The following is a 17,968-nucleotide window of genomic DNA, read 5'->3' as shown; positions in this document are numbered from 1 at the left end:
GCCTTTCCCGTCCCCGTCTTCCCTACGCCCTCCGGCAGCTTCGCGGTCGGCACCCGGGTGCTGCAGTGGACCGACCCGGACCGAACCGGCGTAGCCACTCACGAGCTACCCCTTGACTGGACTGAACGCCGCCAACTGCTCCGACCCGGACCAGTCGTGCCCCCAGTAACTGTCCCGCGTGATCTCCTCCGCGGTGTAGAACCGTTCGTCCACCAGCATTCCCTCGGTCCCGTACTCCAGGTCCCACCCACCAGGCGCCCGGACGTAGAACGACACCATCTTGTCGTTGGTATGCCTCCCCAACGTCGAGGAAACCGAGAAGCCGCGCTTGCTGACCTCGTCCAGGGCGCGGCCGACGGCGTCCAGGGAGTCGACCTCGACCATCAGGTGCACCAAGCCCGGCGGTTCGCCGTGCGGGGCCGGGCAGATCGCCAGGCTGTGGTGGCGCTGGTTGACGCCCATGAACCGCACCCGGCGCGGTTTCTGGTCGGGGGCCGCGCCTGCCATCGAGACCGCGCCGCGCGGGAGGAAGCCCAGCACCTCGGTGTAGAACGTCTCGACCTCGGCGAAGTTCGTCGTCGGCAGCACCACGTGGCCCATGCCCTGCGCGCCGGTCACGAACTGCTGGGTCCACTTCGTCCGCACCGGGTCGTGGTCCAGGACCGGGCCGAAGAAGACCTCCACCGGGGTGCCGGACGGGTCGTCGAAAGTGATCGCCGAATCGACGCGGCGTTCCCGGCATTGCTGCTCCGACAACACTTTCACCGCGGTCCCGGAGGCCTCCACCGCGCGCCCGACCGCGGCCAGCGCGAACTGGTCGCGCACCTCCCATCCGACCGCGAGCACCCGGTCGTCCTCGCCGGGCAGCACGATCAGCCGCGCCTCGCGTTCGTCCATCCGGAGGTACAGGCCGTCGGCGACCGGGCCGGACGTTTCGGCGAAGCCGAGCGCCTCCACGGTCAGTTCCCGCCAGCGCGGCAGGTCCCGGCTCTGGACCCGGAGGTATCCGAGGCCTCGGATGTCGGTCATAGCGAAACTCCTTGCGGGATAAGAGAGTTCAGATCATGGAGAGCATCGGACCGGGCGGCGGCTCGACGTCGAGGTCGGTCAGCGCGGACGCGTGGAACACCGAACCGGGCACGTGGATCGCGTGCGCGAGGCCCATGTGGCCGTCGCGCCAGAAGCGCTGGATCGGGTTGTCCATCCGCAGGCCATTGCCACCGCTGCGGGCGACCACCTCATCCATCGCGCGCACCGCTCGCCACGCCGCCGCGACCTGGGTGCGGCGCGACGCGGCACGGTCGGCAAGCGTCACCGGCTCACCGGCCGCAGCCTTGTCGTAGAACCGGGAAACGTTGTCCAGCATGGCAATTCGCGAAGCTTTGATCTCCTCGGCGGCGGCGCTGATCGCGAACAGCACGTATGGATCGTCTTTCACCCGGGTGCCGGTGATTTGCACGCGCGTGCGTTGATATGCCAGATGCGCCGCCAGCGCGCCCTCGGCGATGCCGATCACTGCGGAGGTGATGCCGAGCGGGAAGATCGTGGTGAACGGGACGCCGTACGTCGGGTTGGTGCGGCCGGATTCGCGCAGCGCGCTGCCGTCGGTCATCCGGCTGAACGGGACCGCGCGGTACTCCGGGACGAACGCGTCCTTGACGACGATGTCCTTGCTGCCGGTGCCGCGCAGGCCGACGACGTCCCAGGTGTCCTCGACGATTTCGTAGTCCGCGCGAGGCAGGATCACGTGGTAATTCCGGGGCGGCTGCACGACATTGCCGTCCGTGTCGCCGAGAAAACCGCCGAGGAAAATCCAGTCGCAGTGATCGGTTCCGGACGAGAACTGCCACCGTCCATTGAAGACATACCCGCCGTCGACCGGTTTCAGCACACCCATCGGCGCGTACGGCGAAGCGATCCAGGTGTCGTTGTCAGCGCCCCAGATTTCGTCTTGCACACGACGGTCGCAGAGCGCCATTTCCCACGGGTGCACGCCGACGATCCCGGCGACCCAGCCGGTCGACCCGTCGAGCGACGCCAGCCGCATGACCGTTTCCGCGAATTCGCGCGGATGGGCTTCCGCGCCGCCGTACTCGGCGGGCTGGAGCATCTTGATCGCGCCGGTTTCCCGGAGCACCTTGGCCGCTTCGTCGGCGAGCCGGCCGAGCCGCTCGTTTTCCGGCCCGAACGCCGAAATCTCCTCGGAGCGCTCCTCGATTGCGGCAAGAGCGGGATGGGTCATGGCGCTTCCCTTTCTCCGGTCCGGATACGGTGCGGTCCCGGCTGCCCCGAGCCTCCCAGCGGAGCACCCGGCCGCGCGGACGCGCTCCCGGTCAACGGGATCAGGGCCGCGGCACCTGGTTCCGCACGACCTTGCCGGTCACGTTGCGCGGCAACGGTTCCGTCCCGATCCGCCACCGCGACGGGACCTTGAAATACGCTAGCCGCTCAGCCGCGAACGCCCGCAACTCCTCCTCGCCGACCGACGCGGACACCACCACGACCGCAGCCACTTCCTGGCCCAGGTCGACATGCGGCACGCCCAGCACAATGCATTCCCGCACCGCCGGATGTTCGGCCAGCACGTTCTCGACCTCGGCCGGATAAACGTTCTCCCCGCCGTGCAGGATCAAATCCGACCGGCGCGCGGTGAGCCGCAACTGTCCGCCGGAAAGAACGCCGATGTCCCCGGTGTGCAACCATCGCTGGTCGTCAATAGCGGCGGCCGTAGCTTCGGGATCTTCCCAATAGCCGAGCATCGTGAACGGGCTGCGGACGCAGATCTCCCCCGCGCCGCCGTCGGGCACCAACTCGCCGAAAGCGTCCCGGATCTCCAGCTCCACCGTCGCGATCGGATGTCCGACAGTGCCCGGTGATGCGGCGAGATCAGCCGATGTGGCAACGGAAATCGCCGTGGACGATTCCGTCAGGCCATAGCTGTCGACTAATCCCTGTTCCGCCACCGGAAGCTCCGCGCGCAACCGTTGTTGAAAGGCCGGGGAAGAAGGCGCAGCGCCGAGAGTAAAAGCAGTCAGCGAGGAAAGGTCGTACCGGTCAAGATTGCCGTGCTCCAGCAGTCGGTGCGCCATGGTCGGCACGACGCCCCAGTTCGTCACCCGCTCGGCCTCGACCAGCCGCAACACGCGCTCCGCGTCGAACCCGCCCTGGTGCAGCACCACCGCGCTGCCGTCAGCCAGCCGCGGCACGACCAGGTTGTGCAGTCCGGCGATGTGGAACAACGGGACCCCGAGCAGGTACCGCCGCGCGGACGGATCCACCAGGTCGCCGAGCGCTCGCGCGACTTCGCTGTTCAGCCGGTGAAACTCGATCACCGACGTCAGGTTCCGGTGCGTGTGCACCGCGCCTTTCGGGCGTCCGGTGGTGCCGCTGGTATAGAGAATGACCGCCGGATCGTCCTCCTCGACCGCACAGGAAGGCAGCGGTGCATCCGAACGGCGCGCTAACCGAGGGATGTCCTCCTCGACGGTCAGCACCGGAACGCCGTCCAACAGCGCAGCCCGCTTCGCATCGGCGACCACCAGCGACGGCCGCGTGTGGCCGAGCGCGTACTCCAACTCCCGCCGCGACCACCACGCGTTGTAGCCGACCGCGATCGCGCCCAGCGACACCGTCGCCCAGAACGCGACCACCCATTCCGGACTGTTCGCCGCCGCGATCGCGACCCGGTCGCCCTTGCCGATTCCGTAGTCCTCGCGGAGCGCGCAAGCCACCGACGCCACCTGGCGGGCATGCGCGGCGAAGGTGATCCGGCGGTCGGCCGTCACCAGGTACTCGCGTTCGCCGTGCCGCGCTGAGGCGGCGAGCACCTCCCCCAGCGACCGCGCGCGATGAGCGAAGACCGTCATCGGCACGCCCAGCACAGTCTCCGTGCGCAGTTCACAAGGCCCACCGGGCGCGGTCAGCGCCTGCCGAGGATCAGCGGAGAGGCTCATCAAAGGTCTCCCTCCTCGCGCACCGGTGCGGGCGTGATTGTGCCTGCTCACCGCCGTAAGCGCCGCGCCGATTCCAGTGACCGGGACCGGCTCAGAGGAACGCTGGCTCGCCGTACGCGCCCTGCCGCAGCAGTCCGGGCGACTCGGCCCGGCCGTCGAGGACCCGGTTGGTGCGCCGGGTGACCTGCCAACCCTCCTCGGTGCGCGCGAGCGCCCAATGGTTCGCCGTCGCCCGCCGGACAACAAAGCGGTCGTCCTGATATACCACCATCAGCGAGTGACATACCGCGATCGCCGTATCGCCGTCCACGGTCACGTGCGGCGGGCCGACGAAATGCGCGCAACCGCCGGAAATCCAGCCTTGATGGGCGCTGGACCGCACCATTCGGGCCAGTTGTTCTCGGCCTTCGAGGTAGATCTCGTCGACGTCGTACACCCCGTCCTCGGTCCACAGCGCGGCGACGTCCTCGGCCGCGCCGGCGTCGACCAGCGGTCCGTACGCGGCGATCAGCCTGCTGATCTCGCGTTCGTCCTCCAGCCGTGCGAGCCGTTCCTCCAACTGGGCGATCCGGTCCACTTCAGACCTCGCTTCCTAGCTCGGCGAGCGCTTCGAGCTGCTCGCAATAGTGCTCAGCGGACTTCGCGGCGATCCGCGCACTGACCGTCGTCGCCCCGGCCTCGACGACCCGGGCCAGCCGCTCCCGGCAGGACGCCGCGCCCGGGTCCAGCGGCCTGCCAGGCGACAGCACGACCTGGAAGCCGTCCGGCAGCTCAACCGTGTCGAGCATCCGACGCAGTTCCTCCAGCGACAGCCCGAACGGGACCCAGCCGTCGGCCAGTTCGACCGCCCGCCGGAGCGAGCGCTTGGTTCGGCCGCCGATCCACAGCGGGACTTTCGCCTGCACGGCATGCGGTTCGACGATCATCCCGGCGAAGTCGTAGTGCGGTCCGTGATACGACGGCAGCCGCTGCGACAACGCGGCCCGCAGCGCCCGCAGCGCGTCGTCGGCCCGCTCGCCGCGTTGCTCGAAGGGCGCGCCCAGCAGGTCGAACTCCTCCCGCAGCGACCCGACACCCAGGCCGAGCACGAGCCGCCCGGCGCTGACCGTGTCGAGCGTTCCGTAGCGCTTCGCGATCTCCAGCGGATGGTGATATCCCAACACGAGCACCTGCGTGACCAACCGGATCCGGTTGGTATGAGCAGCCAGGTAGCCGAAGGTCGCGAGCGGATCCCAGTACGTCGATCCGCGCTGCTCCGCGACCGCCACCGGCACCGCGACGTGCTCGCTGCAGGTCAGGTGATCGAAGCCGAGCCGGTCCGCGGTCGCCGCGATCCGCGCCAGGTCTTCGATGCCGGCGGTGTCCTCCCAGGCGTTCGGGTCCCCCGGCAGCCGGGTCACCACGGGGCTCACGAGGCCGATGTCCATGCCGCCATGCCTACCGGCCGCCGGGCCGGCGCGAGCGGCTTCTCCCGCTGATCGGGAGCCGTGCCGCAGTCGCGACCCGCCGCGTGTTGACGCCCCGGGAGGCCGCCGTGTTACCTTCAAAACTAGAAATGATTTCAATTCGTCCGCGAGGAGCACAGCATGACGGTTGTCGCGATCGAAACGGACTCCCTCGGCACGGATGTCGCGCAGAACCGCGCCTTGCCGCCTTCGATGGTCGAGCGGATGACGCTGATCCTCGACGCCTTCGACGCGCCGAGCACCCGGCTCACCCTCGAACAGGTCGCGCGCACGACCCATCTCCCCCGTTCGACCGCGCACCGCATCCTCGACCAGCTCGTGCGGCTGCAGTGGCTGTCGCATTCGTCGTTCGGGTACGCGCTCGGCGCGCGGGCGCTGAACCTCGGCGGCACCGGCGGCAACCACCTCGAACTGCGCGAGGCGACCGCGGCCGTGCTGCACGAACTGCAGTTGCGCACCGGCATGGTCGCGCACCTGGCGATCCTCGACGGCGCTGACGTCCGGTACCTCGACAAGGTCGGCGGCCGGTTCGCCGCGGTCGTCCCGTCGCGCGTCGGCGGCCGCGCTCCCGCGCAGTGCACCGCGCTCGGCAAGGCGATGCTCGCGTGGCTGCCCGCCGAACAGGTCGAGGACCGCGTCATGCCGACGCTCGGCCGCCAGACCAGCCGGACGATCTGTGACATGGTGACGCTGCACCGCGAACTCGGCCGGATCCGCGACCGCAACGGTCTCGCTTTCGAACGCGGCGAGTGCTTCTCTGATATCTCCTGTGTCGCCGCTGCCATCCGAGGCCCGGAAGGGCCGGAAGCCGCGATTTCTCTGGTCGGCGACGCGCAGACCGCATTGGAGCGAGTCGCGCCGCTGGTCGTGGTCGCCGCGCGACAGGTCACGCAGGAGCTCTACCCGATGGTCCGGCTGCGCGCGGCCGAACCCGCCTGGAACTAATCGTCCACAAAGGACTCTCGGTCACTGAGATAACACCAGCTCGCGCACCGCCCGCCGTTCTACGTTCAGCCTCGCAGAAGCGGGGCACTGGAAGGAGATCCGACGATGACCACAGTGGAGCCGGCACCGGACGAGGTCCGCGTGATCGAGGCCGGCGCGGCACCCACGCGGTTCGCCCGCGGATGGCACTGTCTCGGACTGGCCGAGAGTTTCGCCGACGGCAAGCCGCATCCGATCACCGCGTTCGGGCAGAAGCTCGTGGTGTTCGCCGGCGAGGACGGCAAGCTCAACGTGCTCGACGCGTACTGCAGGCACATGGGCGGCGATCTGTCGCAGGGCACGGTCAAGGGCAACGAGGTCGCCTGCCCGTTCCACGACTGGCGCTGGGGCGGCGACGGCCGATGCAAGCAGATTCCCTACAGCCGCCGGGTTCCACTGCGGGCGCGCACCGCGGCGTGGACGACGCTGGTGCAGGACAAGATGTTGTTCGTCTGGAACGACCCGGAGGGCAATCCGCCGCCGCCTGACGTCGTCATTCCGCGCATCGAGGGCGCCACGCGCGACGACTGGACCGATTGGACCTGGTACGAAACGCACGTCGACACGAACTGCCGCGAGGTCGTCGACAACGTCGTGGACATGGCGCATTTCTTCTACGTCCACTTCGCTTTCCCTACGTACTTCAAGAACATCTTCGAGGGGCACGTCGCCACGCAGCTGCAGCGCGGTTCTTCGCGGGAGGACGTGCGTCCGCCCGCCAAGGAGGGCCAGCTGAAGTCGCTCGGCAATACCTCCGTGGCCGCGTACTACGGGCCGTCTTTCATGATCGACGAGCTGACCTATCACTACGAGGGCATGGACATCGACGCCGTGCTCATCAACTGCCACTACCCCGTCACCGCGAACTCGTTCAAGCTGCAGTACGGGATCATCGTCAAGCGCACGGACAAGCTTTCCGGCGCGGAGGCCGAGGCGACCGCGCGCAAGATGGGCGACTTCATCCGGATCGGCTTCGAGCAGGACGTGCAGATCTGGAAGAACAAAACCCGGATCGAGAACCCGCTGCTGTGCGAGGAGGACGGTCCGGTTTACCAGCTGCGGCGCTGGTACGAACAGTTCTATGTGGACGTCGCGGACGTCACGCCGGAGATGACCGAGCGGTTCGAGTTCGAATTGGACACCGCGAAGCCGAACGCCGCGTGGCGCAAGGAGGTCGAGGAGAACCTCAGCCGCCGGACGAGCGAGCGCGTCTGATGGCGATCCGGGCCGACAACCGGCTGCTGGACGAGCCGATGCGGCCGGTCCAATGTGGAACGTGCGAGGCGTGGCTGAAGGTGCGTAAGAGCAGTTGGCATCAGACGAGCATTCAGTGGGATACCAACGCTTCCTCGCGGTGCGTCGAACGGTCGGCTTGTACGGAGGACTTGTTCCGCGGCTGTGGTGCGCTGCGGGATTCGATTGACCGGGCGGTCACGGACGGGGGAATTCCGGTGGCTGGAGAATGAGCATGGTCGAGAAGTACGGGCCGTGGGCCGTGATCGCGGGCGGCTCGGAAGGCGTCGGTGCGTCGTTCGCACATCAGCTCGCCGAGGCCGGGATCAATCTGGTGCTGATCGCACGCAAGCCTGAACCGTTGGCGGAAACCGCGGCGGCGGTGCGAGCGCACGGTGTGGGAGTGCGTACTGTGCAGGTGGATCTGCTCGATCCGGAGGCGCTCTCGGAAATCCGGGAAATGACTGACGGGCTCGAGGTCGGCTTGCTGATCTTCAATGCTGGCGCGAACAGTTACGGCCACGAGTTCGTGACCGGGGACCTGTCCCGCGTGCACGGAGTGATTGACCTGAACATCACCGCGCAGCTCGCGTTGACACATCACTTCGGCGCGTTGATGGCAGCACGCGGACGCGGTGGGATCATGCTGGTGGGTTCGCTGGCCGGATATCTCGGGCAGGCGGAGATCAGCGTGTATTCCGCGGTGAAGGCGTTCAGCCGGGTGTTCGCCGAGGGGCTGTGGCTGGAGATGCGCGAGCGCGGCGTGGACGTGCTGGAGCTCGTGCTGGGCGTGACCCGGACTCCGGCGATGGAACGGGCCGGGCTAGCGTTCGACCTGCCCGGGCTGAACGTGGCCGAGCCGGACGACGTCGCACGCGAAGGGCTGGCACACCTCGCCGACGGACCGGTGTGGGTGGCTGGCGGGAACCTCGCCGCGGCGGAGAAGCGGAGCGGTTTCCCGCGCGCGGAACTGGCGCTGGCCGCACACGAGGCGACGCGGAAGCTGCTCCCGACGCGATAGCCAACGTTCGCACCCTGTCACCTTCTGCGATAGCCAACGTACGTGAGGGGAACCCTCAGGGAATCTGATTCCCTCAGGGTTCCCCTCACGTACTGGCCAAGAATCCGCTCACCGCAGCGTGGAAGCCGGTCGGGTCCTCCACCCACGGCAGATGACCGGCTGGCAGTTGCACGCGCCACGCCATCGGCAGCGCCTGCTCCAGCGAGTCCACCGCCCAGCGAGGCCGGATGTCCGCGGTTCCGTCGACGATCAGGGTCGGCACCTTCAGCGTTTCGCACTGGCCACGCACATCTGGCGAATGCTCGCGGTTCAGGGCGGTATTGCACTCGAAATTCACGCCGAACCACGGGTCGGCCATGGCTTCGGGGTGCCGCAGCGCGCGCTCCCGATCGACGAAGTCCGCGGACCACTGCAGGACGCAGTACTCCCGGTCCTCCTCCGCGGTACGGTCCCGATCCCGCAGCGACTCCCAGCGTGCCCGGTGATTGCCGAGTGCGTCGCGGAGGTTGCGCTGGTAGTCCGCGTGCCAGGTCGAGTCGTCGTCAATCCCGGTGCCGGAGACATAGACCAGCTTCGTCACGCGTTCCGGATGCGCCAGCGTGTAGCGCAACGCCAGCTGCGCGCCCCAAGAATGCCCCAGCAACGTGACGCGGTCCCAGCCGAAATGGGCCAGGACCGCGTCGAGATCAGCCATTGTCCGGGAGACCGAGTACGGTCCCCGACGCTGCGACCGGCCGCATCCGCGCTGGTCCCAGCGACAGAACGTAGCGGCTCCCGAGAGGGAAGCCGCCACGTCCGCCATCATGTCCCACAACCCCGGGCCGCCGTGGCAGAAGACGACTGGTTCGCCGTCACCCGTCCGCGTCGCCCAAAGCCGGAGACCGTCTTCCGTACGCACCGCATGATCCACGCGACGCAGTATGGCCGTGCTCAGGCTTGCGCGACGCTCACCCGAGCGGTCGGGTCGTTCTCCTCGACCATCCCGCCCTGCGCGGGTTTGCGGCCGTGCTTCATCAGCAGGATGATCGCCACCCCGAAGACGCCGACCACGCCCGCCCACAGGTAGGACTGAGTGAACGCGGCGTCGCCGTAGATCACCGCGTGTGACTGGGGCAGCGTCATCCGGACATGCTCGGCCATGATCGCGCCGGTCACCGTCACCGCGGCCGACGACGCCAGCATCGCGATCACGCCGGCGATGCAGTTGCCCGCGCCGCCGAGCCGCTCGGGCAGGGCGTCCTGCAGCAGGTTCGCGTTGGAGGAATGCAGGAACCCGACCGCGAACCCGGCGACGAAGCTGGTGATCGCGACCTGCCACTGCACGGTGAACATCCGCGAGCCGAGGAACATCACGACCAGGAAGCACAGGCTGGACGCGAGCAGCACCTGCCGCGCGCCGATCCGCTTCGACAGGTAGCCGCCGAGCGGGCCGACGACCATGCCCACCACCCCGAGCGGGAATGTCCACAGTGCCAGTTGCAACGCGGAAAGGCCCACGCCGTAGGTGTTTCCGGGAATGTGCGGCGTTTCGAACATGGTCGGGCTGAGGATGCCGTGCGCGTTCATCATGTACGACACCAGTCCGACGGCGACCACCGTCGGCAGGAATTTGCGGCCGACGAGCACCCGCAGGTCGATCAGCGGTTCCTTGGCCTTCAGTTCGCGCAGCACGAACGCGGCCAGCAGCAGCACCCCGATGCCGAACGCGCCGACCGTGGTCGTCGAACCCCAGCCCCACTTGCCGCCCTTGCCGACCGCGATGAGCAGAACGCCGAGGCCGGCACCGAGCAGAATGGCGCCGAGAATGTCGAACGACGATTTGACCCGGACCTTGCTTTCCGGCACCAGCCACGCGTGCAGCGGGAGCAGGACTCCGACGTAAATGACCATGAACCAGAACACGCTACGGAAGCCGAAATTGTCGATCAGCCAGCCAGCGAGAAACGGCCCGGCAACCGCGCCCATACCGATTCCGGTGACTACCGAACCGAGTGCGACCGGCACGTACGAGCGCGGGATGACGTCGCGGACGAGGGCGTAGGAAATGTTCACGATGCCGACCAGGCTGCCCTGCAGCAGGCGGCCGATCAGGAGCAGCGCGAACACGTCGGTCGTCGCGCACACCACGCTGCCGAGCAGGAAGATCGCGCCCATCACCAGGATGATCCGCTTCTTGCCGTAGCGGTCGGCGGCCTTGCCCGCGAGCGGGAGCACGACCGCGCCGGCGAGCGTCACCACCGAGGCCGCCTGCGCCACGTCGAGGGTCCGGAAATGCGCGGCCATCCCGGGCAGCGCCGGATACACCATGAGGATTTCGAACGTGGCTATTTCGGAGAGCAGAATGATCAGCGCGCAGACCGCGATGATCCGCCCGCGGGAAACAGGTCCGTTCGCCGGATTCAGGTCGAGTGCCATGCCGGTCCCTTTCCAGAAGTGATCAGGGGAATCCCCGCCGGAATACGAGGTCCCGCGCTGATGAGGCCGGAATCGCCGTGAGCGTAATCACGGCCTCCGGGCGGTCCCGGCGCGATCCCGCTCACCGGGAGTCTTCTCAGATGTGCGAACCTCCGTCCACGCGGATCTCCGCGCCGGTCAGGTATCCGGCGTCGGCGGACGCGGCGAAGGCGATGGTCGCGGCGATCTGGTCCGGTTCCGCCGCGCCCAGCGGCGAGCGGATCCGGCTGTAGTAAGAGACGTCGAGACCGGCCAGGACATCCGCGCCGACCAACGGCGTCGCGACTGTGCCCGGCGACACGACAACCACCCGGACGCCGCGGCCGATCACCTCCGCCGCCAGGCTCAACGAGAATCCCAGCACCGCGGCTTTGCTCGCTGAATAAGCTGTCATGTAAGGATTTCCGTGCGTGGCGGAACTGGAGGCCACGTTCACGATCACGCCGCGTCCGTTGGGCAGGTGCGGCAAGGCTTCCCGGCAGCACAGCGCGGTGCCGATCAGATTTACGTCATAGAGCCGTCGGAGATCCGCGACAGTCAGCTCCGCGATCGGGGTGGTGCGGTGGATTCCGGCGACATTGACGACCACGTCGATACCGTCGAGTTCAGCCGCGGCGGCCCGGACCGCGGCGGAAACCGCGGTCTCGTCGGAAACATCGGCCTGATACGGGAGGATCCGTTCGGCTTCCGGCAGCCCGGAATGGTCGACGTCGACGGAGAAGACTGCCGCCCCTTCGGCCGCGAGACGGAGCGCGGTAGCTCGGCCGATCCCCGAGCCACCACCGGTGAGCAGGACTTTCGCGTTCTCGAAGCGGTGCACCCGTCGCACGCTGCCACCGGCGCCGCTCCCTACGCGGTGGCGATCCCGCTCACCGGACTCGATCAAGCCTCGTAAGTCACCTTGACCTCGTCCGTCCGCGGCCTGGCCTGACAGGCCAGAATCAACCCGTCCGCAAGATCCTGCGCGTCGAGGACTTCGTTGTGCGCCAGGTCCACTTCACCGCTCACCAGCACACAGGCGCAAGCACTGCACGCGCCCTCCCGGCACGAGAACGGCGCGTCCAAACCTGCCGCCAGGAGGACGTCAAGCAATGCGTTCTCTCGTGGCCAGCGCAACGTCCGCGTCTCGCCGTCGAGTTCGACTTCCACCGTGCTCGCCGGGCCGGACTCGTTCACCTCGACCGCGGCAAAAGGATCACCAGTAAGCGAGGTGAACCGTTCCACGGTAACGCTTTCCACCCTGAGTCCATTAAGGACGATGGAAGCCAGATCCATGAACGGGCCAGGTCCACAGAGGAACGCCGCTCGCTCCCGATACGGCGCGGCCAACGCCCGAAGCCCGGCCTCGGTCGGCAACCCCTGCACCGATTCCAGCCAGTGCAACACGGTCAGCCGGTCCGGATGTTCCTTCGTCAGCCGCAGCAGCTCGTCCCGGAAAATCACCGACTGCTCGTCGCGGTTCGCGTAGACCAGGGTCACCCGCCCGGAACCGGCGCGGAGACAGGACTTCAGGATCGACATCACCGGCGTGATCCCGCTGCCCGCGGCGAGAAGGAGCACGTCGGCGTCGAGGGAACGCGGGGTGAACGTGCCGGACGGCCGCAGCACGTCCAGCACAGTCCCCTCGACCGCATTGTCCACCAACCAATTCGATCCGTACCCGCCCGCAGTGCGCTTCACCGTGATTCTCGGCGGCTCCTCGCAATGCGGGGAACTGCACAGCGAATAACAACGCGCGACACTGTCCTCAGTAGACGGAATCCGCACGGTGAGGAATTGCCCCGGCAGGTAGTCGAAACTGCCGTCGATCGGTTCCAGTACCAGCGAATGCGCGTCGGCGGTCTCGCGGACCACCTCGGTCACCCGCACGCGCATCGTGCTCATGCCGAGCGCGCGGCGTGCTGCGCCGCGAGATAGCCGAAGACGATCGACGGCCCGATCGTCGCGCCCGGACCAGCGTATTCGTTGCCCATCACCGCGGCGGTCGTGTTGCCGGTGGCGTACAGGCCGTCGATCGCCGAGCCGTCGCCGCGCAGCACCCGGCTGTTCTCGTCGCACACCAGGCCGCCCTTGGTGCCGAGGTCGCCGACCTCGATCCGGAACGCGTAATACGGCCCCTTCTCGATCACGTCGAGACAGGGATTCGGCAACGTCGGGTCGCCGTAGTACCGGTCGTAGGCGGACTCGCCGCGACCGAAATCGCTGTCCACTCCGGCACGGGCAAAACCGTTGAACCGCTTCACGGTTGCCGCCAGCGCGTCAGCCGGAACACCGATCTTCTCGGCAAGACCAGCCAAGGTCTCCGAACGATGCGCGATTCCCGCCGCGTAGTACGGCTCCGGAATCGGCGCACCCGGCAGGATCTGCGCGAACGGATACCGCGCGCGAGCCTTCGCGTCCATGACGAACCATGCGGGTACGTGTCCGCCCTGGAGCTGGGCGTGCACGAAGGTGACATACGGCGCGGATTCGTTGGTGAACCGCCTGCCCTCGGCCGACACGATGACCGAACGCGGGATCGACCGTTCGGACACCAGCGGCACGACCGCGCCGGACGGGTGCCGCACCGACGGCATCCACCACGCGTCGTCCATCAGGTCCGTAGCCGCACCAACGCCCAATCCCGCCTCGATGCCGTCGCCGACGTTCTCCCGCGCGCCGCCGCTGCAGTCATCCCAGGCGGCTTCCGGCAGATAGCGTTTCCGCAGGTCAGCGCTGTGCTCGAAGCCGCCGGTCGCCAGCAGCACGCCGCGGCGGGCGCGGAGCCGCTGCTGCGCACCGTCGTGCTCGGCGACAATCCCGGTCACCCGGCCGTCCTCGACCACCAGCTCGGTCATCGGCGATCGCAGCCACAACGGGACCCCGGCGTCCTTCAACGCCATCCGCAACCGTGCGACCAGCGCACGGCCGCCGGTCGCCATGTGCCGGCGCCGGACCACATTGGACGACACCCGCCATGCCGCGATCACCGACGCCCACCGGCCGCGCCAGGTGCGCTTGACCATCGCCAGATCGTGGTAATCCTTCGCGGTGACCCACAGGCCGAGCGGCCCCTTCATCGTGTTCGGCCGCTGGTGCCGCTCGTCCTCGCCGAGGTTCCGGGTGTCGAACGGCTTCGCCTCGACCGACCGGCCTAGCGGACGGCCACCTTCCAGTTCCGGGTGGTAATCGGCGTAACCCTTGACCCAGAAGAACCGCAGCCATTTGCTGCGCTCCAGCAGTTCCATCGCCGCCGGACCGTGGTCGACATACGCGTCGAGCCGCTTCGCCGGCACCCGCCCTTCGGTGAGCAGATCGAGGTAACGCCGGATCGACGCCCGGCTGTCGTCGTGCCCGGCCGCGCGCAGCGTCGGATTGTTCGGGATCCAGATGCCGCCGCCGGAAATCCCGGTGGAGCCGCCGTACATCGCGCCTTTCTCGACGACCAGCACGTCCAGCCCGGCCGCCGCGGCGGTCAGTGCCGCGGTCATTCCGCCGCCGCCCGACCCCACGACGACGAAGTCGTACTCCGCGTCCCAGGCCATCATTCGCCGTCCTTCCGGAGCAGGAACGCGAGAACGGCGCTTTCCCACGCTTCTTTCTGCTCGATCATCGTCCAATGACCGCAATTCGGAAGAATATGGAGTTCCGCGTGGGGAATCGTGCGCATCGGAATCAACGCCATGTCGAGCGGGCTGACCCGGTCGTCCCGGCCCCAGGTGATGAGCGTGCGGGCGCGGATCTTGCGCAGCGTCGCCCACAGCGGGGTGACATCGAGGGCCGCTTGCGCCTGAAGCACCCCTTTGCCGTACATTTTCTTGGCACTGGCCAAGGAATCCGCCGCGGTCGCGAGCCGCCAGCGTTCCTCGATCAGTTCTTCGGTGATCAGGCCGCGGTCGAAAACCATCGAATTCAGCCACTGCAAGAGCCGCTCGCGCGTCGGGTCCTCGACGAATTCGGTCAGCAGGTTGATGCCCTCGCCCGGAGCCGGGCTGAAGATGTTCGTGCCCATCCCGCCGACGGTCACCAGCCTGCGGACGCGATCCGGCTGCGCGATCGCGGTGCGGGTCGCGACGAACCCGCCCATCGAGTTGCCGACGAGGTCGGCGGCGGCGATGCCGAGCCCGTCGAGCAGGTCGAGCACCGCGCGTTCGGCGGCGGGCATCGGCGGGTCCGCGACCGGGTCGCTCACGCCGAATCCGGGGAATTCCAGGATCAGGCACCGGAAATGCGCGGCGAACGACGGCAGATTCGCCCGGAAGTTCTGCCATCCGGTGACGCCGGGGCCGGATCCGTGCAGCAGCACGACCGGCGGGCCGTCGCCTGCTTCGTGGTAGCGCAGCACGCCCCGGTCGGTGCGGAGTTCGCGCAGCGTCGCGTCGTGGCTCAGTTCCGGCATGGCTGACCTCTTGCTCGTGGGTGCGGGATGCCGCCGAAGCTAGCCAGCCGCCGCACGCGCGCGGGCCTTCAGTCCCGGTCACCGAGAGAGCTCGTCCCGGGCACTGCCGGCAGCTTTTACCGTCGAAGCCATGCAAGCCACCGAAGCACCGACCCCGCTGGAAATGCGCCGCGCGCTGAGCCGGTTCGCCAGCGGCGTCACCGTGGTGACCGGCGTCGACGGCGGCGAGGCGGTGGGATTCACCTGCCAGTCCTTCGCGTCGGTGTCGCTGGAACCGCCGCTGGTGCTGTTCTGCGCCGACCGCGGCGGCCGGGCGTGGCCGCGCATCCGCGCCGCCGGGCGGTTCTGCGTCAACGTGCTGGCCGAACCGCAAGCCGATCTCTGCGCTCGCTTCGGATCCCGTCACGGACTTCGCTTCGCAGGACTGGATTGGGAGCTTTCCCGGTGGGACACACCGGAATTGCCCGATGTGCTGCTGCGCGTGCACGCTGACATCGAAACGGTGCACCACGCGGGCGACCACGACGTGGTCCTCGGCCGGGTGCTCGCGCTCGACCCCGGCGCCGACGAGCGGCCGATGATTTTCTACCGCGGCGATTTCGGCGTCGAAGGCCGTCCGGACGAGGTCCCGGGCTACCTCTGGGGCTGGAGCGACCGCTGAGCCTCTTCCTCCAGTGCCCGCACCATCGCCACCGCCGCCGGACCAGGCTGCTCCCCGGTCACCGCCCACAAGCTGCGCCGCAGGCCGCCGCACTCGTCGCGCACGGGGACCCACCGGACGTCGGCGGGCAGCGCGTCCGCCGCGAAACCGGGCACCAGCGAAATTCCCAGTCCCGCCGCGACCAGGCCTAACCGCGTCGGCCACGCGCGCACCGAGAACGCGATCATCGGCCCGGCGATTCCCGGCCACGTCCCGAATTCCGGCGAACTGCCCGCGCCGACGATCCAGTGCTGCTCGGCCAATTCGTCCGGTTCGACCCAGCTGCGCCCGGCGAACGGATGCGCTTCCGCGACCGCGACCCCGTACCCGATTCCGCCGCGCAATTCGGTGCGGCGCAAGCTGTCGAAGTCGTATTCCGGCAGATCGTCGCCGGTCACGACCACCGCGACCTCAAGCCGCCCGCGCCGCAGCGACTGCAGCTGCGCCGGGGTCGCGGACTCGGCGAGCTGCACCTCCACGCCCGGATGCGCGCGCATCAGCCGGGAAACCGCCCTCGGCAGCAAAACCGCCGACGCGGCGGGAAAGGCGCCGACGGTGATCCGTCCGGCGAGCCGGTCCCGGAGCCCGGCCAGTTCTTTCCCGGCCGCGCTCACGCTTTCCAAAACCCGCCCGGCGTGCCGGATCAGCACTTCCCCTGCTGTCGTAGGACGGATTCCGCGGGCGTGCCGCTCGAACAACGCGGTTCCAGTAGCGCGTTCGCTCGCCGCGATCTGCCGCGACACCGCCGATTGCGTGTAGCCGAGCCGATGCGCGGCAGCACTGAACGACCCGGTGCGGGCCACCTCCACCACGACCCGGAGGCCGGTGAGCGTCAGATCAGCCATTCCGCCAACCATATCCGAAACGCGCTTTCCCGGACGTCCACAGTAGACGCCACCGCGGTCCCCTCCCCTTGGCCACGACGCAAAATACCGGCCCGATCCGCGCGGGCCGAGGTTTTCGCGCCCCGAAGGACACCGAGCGTGCCCCAATTACCTCGCCGCAGGTGCCGCCGAACGCCCGAATCGCGGTTGCGGCGAACAGTCGAACTCGCCGCGAACCGCTCAGCGCGCGAAACACCGGCACGGCGCCGGGCGATGTCCTTGCCAGGAGTGGCGAAAAGAATCTCGAGCGTGACCGTCGGCCGACGGTCTACTGTGGAATGCCCGCACGCACCCGCTGTTCACCGGGTGGCCGTCGCCGCTTAACCGCTGACGGTAACTTTCCGGCGGCGCGCCCGCGATGTCCATTCTGACTGCGACGGCTTGTCACCGGACGGCCGTCCGAGCCGGACTGAGGTTGCGACACATGAAAAGCGCTCGAAGTCCACGTCGGACTCCCCGGTTCCAGCTGATCGGCGGCCCGGGAAATGCGACGAGATGGCGGCTCCTCGGCACGAACAACGCGTCGCTGGGGCTGGGCACCGTCGACTACCGCAACGGAGAGGAATGCGTCGCGGCGATCCAGTGGCTGTGCGCGAACATCCCGCGCACGCGCATGGAACTGACCCACGACCACGGAATCGACTGGCGGTGGCTGCTGCGCGCGGGCAACGGCACGATCGCGTCGGCGAGCCACGCCTACGGCCGCCGGATCGAGGCACAGCACGGATACGAGCGCTTTGTCGCCGCGATCGGGGAAGCGGCGGAATTCGCGGCGGAGGGCCGGATCACCGACTGGCGCACGAAGTACCGGCTGCCGGGCTGATCGCGTTCGTCGGGCATTAACTCCCGCGCCGTCGGGTGGGAACGCGACCAACCGGGCACTGTTTGCCGAACC

Annotated in this window: 17 protein-coding genes; 5 read left to right on the top strand and 12 right to left on the bottom strand. The window is 68.2% G+C overall.

Going from position 1 to position 17,968, the window contains the following annotated elements:
* Nucleotides 1-105: 105 nt before the first annotated feature.
* From ACWDNU_RS04285 to ACWDNU_RS04265, 5 genes are all read right to left on the bottom strand, one after another.
* Nucleotides 106-1,029: a VOC family protein gene (locus ACWDNU_RS04285; RefSeq protein ID WP_449667711.1), complete on the bottom strand. Its 924-nt coding sequence runs from the start codon at nucleotides 1,027-1,029 to the stop codon at nucleotides 106-108.
* Nucleotides 1,030-1,057: 28 nt separating this feature from the next.
* Nucleotides 1,058-2,242: an acyl-CoA dehydrogenase family protein gene (locus ACWDNU_RS04280; protein ID WP_449667710.1), complete on the bottom strand. Its 1,185-nt coding sequence runs from the start codon at nucleotides 2,240-2,242 to the stop codon at nucleotides 1,058-1,060.
* A 100-nt stretch (nucleotides 2,243-2,342) separates the two neighbouring features.
* Nucleotides 2,343-3,953 (bottom strand): class I adenylate-forming enzyme family protein, encoded by a 1,611-nt coding sequence (locus ACWDNU_RS04275; RefSeq protein ID WP_449667709.1) that lies wholly within the window; start codon nucleotides 3,951-3,953, stop codon nucleotides 2,343-2,345.
* Between the two features lie 91 nt (nucleotides 3,954-4,044).
* A complete protein-coding gene (locus ACWDNU_RS04270; protein ID WP_449667708.1) occupies nucleotides 4,045-4,530 on the bottom strand; it encodes a nuclear transport factor 2 family protein in 486 nt (161 codons plus the stop codon).
* Nucleotide 4,531: 1 nt separating this feature from the next.
* Nucleotides 4,532-5,380 (bottom strand): LLM class F420-dependent oxidoreductase, encoded by an 849-nt coding sequence (locus tag ACWDNU_RS04265; RefSeq protein WP_449667707.1) that lies wholly within the window; start codon nucleotides 5,378-5,380, stop codon nucleotides 4,532-4,534.
* 159 nt (nucleotides 5,381-5,539) lie between these two features.
* Between ACWDNU_RS04265 and ACWDNU_RS04260 the strand changes: the two genes are divergently transcribed.
* The 3 genes from ACWDNU_RS04260 to ACWDNU_RS04250 all read left to right on the top strand — a co-directional run bounded on the left by ACWDNU_RS04260 (nucleotide 5,540) and on the right by ACWDNU_RS04250 (nucleotide 8,657).
* Nucleotides 5,540-6,364 carry an IclR family transcriptional regulator gene (locus tag ACWDNU_RS04260; protein ID WP_449667706.1) on the top strand — a complete coding sequence of 275 codons (825 nt, stop codon included), beginning with the start codon at nucleotides 5,540-5,542 and terminating at the stop codon, nucleotides 6,362-6,364.
* 105 nt (nucleotides 6,365-6,469) lie between these two features.
* Nucleotides 6,470-7,618 carry a Rieske 2Fe-2S domain-containing protein gene (locus ACWDNU_RS04255; protein ID WP_449667705.1) on the top strand — a complete coding sequence of 383 codons (1,149 nt, stop codon included), beginning with the start codon at nucleotides 6,470-6,472 and terminating at the stop codon, nucleotides 7,616-7,618.
* A 247-nt stretch (nucleotides 7,619-7,865) separates the two neighbouring features.
* Nucleotides 7,866-8,657, top strand: a complete 792-nt coding sequence (locus ACWDNU_RS04250; protein ID WP_449667704.1) for an SDR family NAD(P)-dependent oxidoreductase — start codon at nucleotides 7,866-7,868, stop codon at nucleotides 8,655-8,657.
* Between the two features lie 85 nt (nucleotides 8,658-8,742).
* Here ACWDNU_RS04250 and ACWDNU_RS04245 read toward each other — a convergent pair whose 3' ends face one another.
* From ACWDNU_RS04245 to ACWDNU_RS04220, 6 genes are all read right to left on the bottom strand, one after another.
* Nucleotides 8,743-9,567, bottom strand: a complete 825-nt coding sequence (locus ACWDNU_RS04245; protein WP_449667703.1) for an alpha/beta fold hydrolase — start codon at nucleotides 9,565-9,567, stop codon at nucleotides 8,743-8,745.
* A 20-nt stretch (nucleotides 9,568-9,587) separates the two neighbouring features.
* Nucleotides 9,588-11,072, bottom strand: coding sequence for an MFS transporter (locus ACWDNU_RS04240; RefSeq protein WP_449667702.1), 1,485 nt, complete (start codon nucleotides 11,070-11,072; stop codon nucleotides 9,588-9,590).
* Nucleotides 11,073-11,208: 136 nt separating this feature from the next.
* Nucleotides 11,209-11,931: an SDR family NAD(P)-dependent oxidoreductase gene (locus ACWDNU_RS04235; RefSeq protein WP_449667701.1), complete on the bottom strand. Its 723-nt coding sequence runs from the start codon at nucleotides 11,929-11,931 to the stop codon at nucleotides 11,209-11,211.
* Between the two features lie 62 nt (nucleotides 11,932-11,993).
* A complete protein-coding gene (locus ACWDNU_RS04230; RefSeq protein ID WP_449667700.1) occupies nucleotides 11,994-12,995 on the bottom strand; it encodes a 2Fe-2S iron-sulfur cluster-binding protein in 1,002 nt (333 codons plus the stop codon).
* Entirely contained in the window at nucleotides 12,992-14,638 is a 1,647-nt protein-coding gene (locus tag ACWDNU_RS04225) for an FAD-binding protein (protein WP_449667699.1), read from the bottom strand. Before ACWDNU_RS04225 ends, ACWDNU_RS04230 begins: the two co-directional genes overlap by 4 nt.
* Nucleotides 14,635-15,489, bottom strand: a complete 855-nt coding sequence (locus ACWDNU_RS04220) for an alpha/beta fold hydrolase (RefSeq protein WP_449667698.1) — start codon at nucleotides 15,487-15,489, stop codon at nucleotides 14,635-14,637. The genes ACWDNU_RS04225 and ACWDNU_RS04220 overlap by 4 nt, the downstream gene beginning before the upstream one ends.
* Nucleotides 15,490-15,619: 130 nt before the next feature.
* Between ACWDNU_RS04220 and ACWDNU_RS04215 the strand changes: the two genes are divergently transcribed.
* Entirely contained in the window at nucleotides 15,620-16,150 is a 531-nt protein-coding gene (locus ACWDNU_RS04215; RefSeq protein ID WP_370936025.1) for a flavin reductase family protein, read from the top strand.
* Here the strand turns inward: ACWDNU_RS04215 and ACWDNU_RS04210 are convergent.
* Nucleotides 16,123-17,034 carry a LysR family transcriptional regulator gene (locus ACWDNU_RS04210; RefSeq protein WP_449667697.1) on the bottom strand — a complete coding sequence of 304 codons (912 nt, stop codon included), beginning with the start codon at nucleotides 17,032-17,034 and terminating at the stop codon, nucleotides 16,123-16,125. The genes ACWDNU_RS04215 and ACWDNU_RS04210 overlap by 28 nt on opposite strands.
* 463 nt (nucleotides 17,035-17,497) lie before the next feature.
* Here ACWDNU_RS04210 and ACWDNU_RS04205 point away from each other — a divergent pair, with 463 nt between their 5' ends.
* Entirely contained in the window at nucleotides 17,498-17,896 is a 399-nt protein-coding gene (locus ACWDNU_RS04205) for a YegP family protein (protein ID WP_344285132.1), read from the top strand.
* Nucleotides 17,897-17,968 lie beyond the last annotated feature (72 nt).

The sequence above is a fragment of the Amycolatopsis sp. NPDC003676 genome (genome assembly GCF_053587275.1).
The sequence above is the reverse complement of the archived record's forward strand: the minus strand, read 5'-3'. Positions and strand labels throughout refer to the sequence as shown.

Bases quoted from the DNA above. Each gene is read 5' to 3' on its own strand.
- ACWDNU_RS04285 (WP_449667711.1), bottom strand. From the start codon at position 1,029: ATGACCGACATCCGAGGCCTCGGATACCTCCGGGTCCAGAGCCGGGAC.
- ACWDNU_RS04280 (WP_449667710.1), bottom strand. From the start codon at position 2,242: ATGACCCATCCCGCTCTTGCCGCAATCGAGGAGCGCTCCGAGGAGATT.
- ACWDNU_RS04275 (WP_449667709.1), bottom strand. From the start codon at position 3,953: ATGAGCCTCTCCGCTGATCCTCGGCAGGCGCTGACCGCGCCCGGTGGG.
- ACWDNU_RS04265 (WP_449667707.1), bottom strand. From the start codon at position 5,380: ATGGACATCGGCCTCGTGAGCCCCGTGGTGACCCGGCTGCCGGGGGAC.
- ACWDNU_RS04260 (WP_449667706.1), top strand. From the start codon at position 5,540: ATGACGGTTGTCGCGATCGAAACGGACTCCCTCGGCACGGATGTCGCG.
- ACWDNU_RS04255 (WP_449667705.1), top strand. From the start codon at position 6,470: ATGACCACAGTGGAGCCGGCACCGGACGAGGTCCGCGTGATCGAGGCC.
- ACWDNU_RS04250 (WP_449667704.1), top strand. From the start codon at position 7,866: ATGAGCATGGTCGAGAAGTACGGGCCGTGGGCCGTGATCGCGGGCGGC.
- ACWDNU_RS04240 (WP_449667702.1), bottom strand. From the start codon at position 11,072: ATGGCACTCGACCTGAATCCGGCGAACGGACCTGTTTCCCGCGGGCGG.
- ACWDNU_RS04230 (WP_449667700.1), bottom strand. From the start codon at position 12,995: ATGAGCACGATGCGCGTGCGGGTGACCGAGGTGGTCCGCGAGACCGCC.
- ACWDNU_RS04225 (WP_449667699.1), bottom strand. From the start codon at position 14,638: ATGATGGCCTGGGACGCGGAGTACGACTTCGTCGTCGTGGGGTCGGGC.
- ACWDNU_RS04220 (WP_449667698.1), bottom strand. From the start codon at position 15,489: ATGCCGGAACTGAGCCACGACGCGACGCTGCGCGAACTCCGCACCGAC.
- ACWDNU_RS04215 (WP_370936025.1), top strand. From the start codon at position 15,620: ATGCAAGCCACCGAAGCACCGACCCCGCTGGAAATGCGCCGCGCGCTG.
- ACWDNU_RS04210 (WP_449667697.1), bottom strand. From the start codon at position 17,034: ATGGCTGATCTGACGCTCACCGGCCTCCGGGTCGTGGTGGAGGTGGCC.
- ACWDNU_RS04205 (WP_344285132.1), top strand. From the start codon at position 17,498: ATGAAAAGCGCTCGAAGTCCACGTCGGACTCCCCGGTTCCAGCTGATC.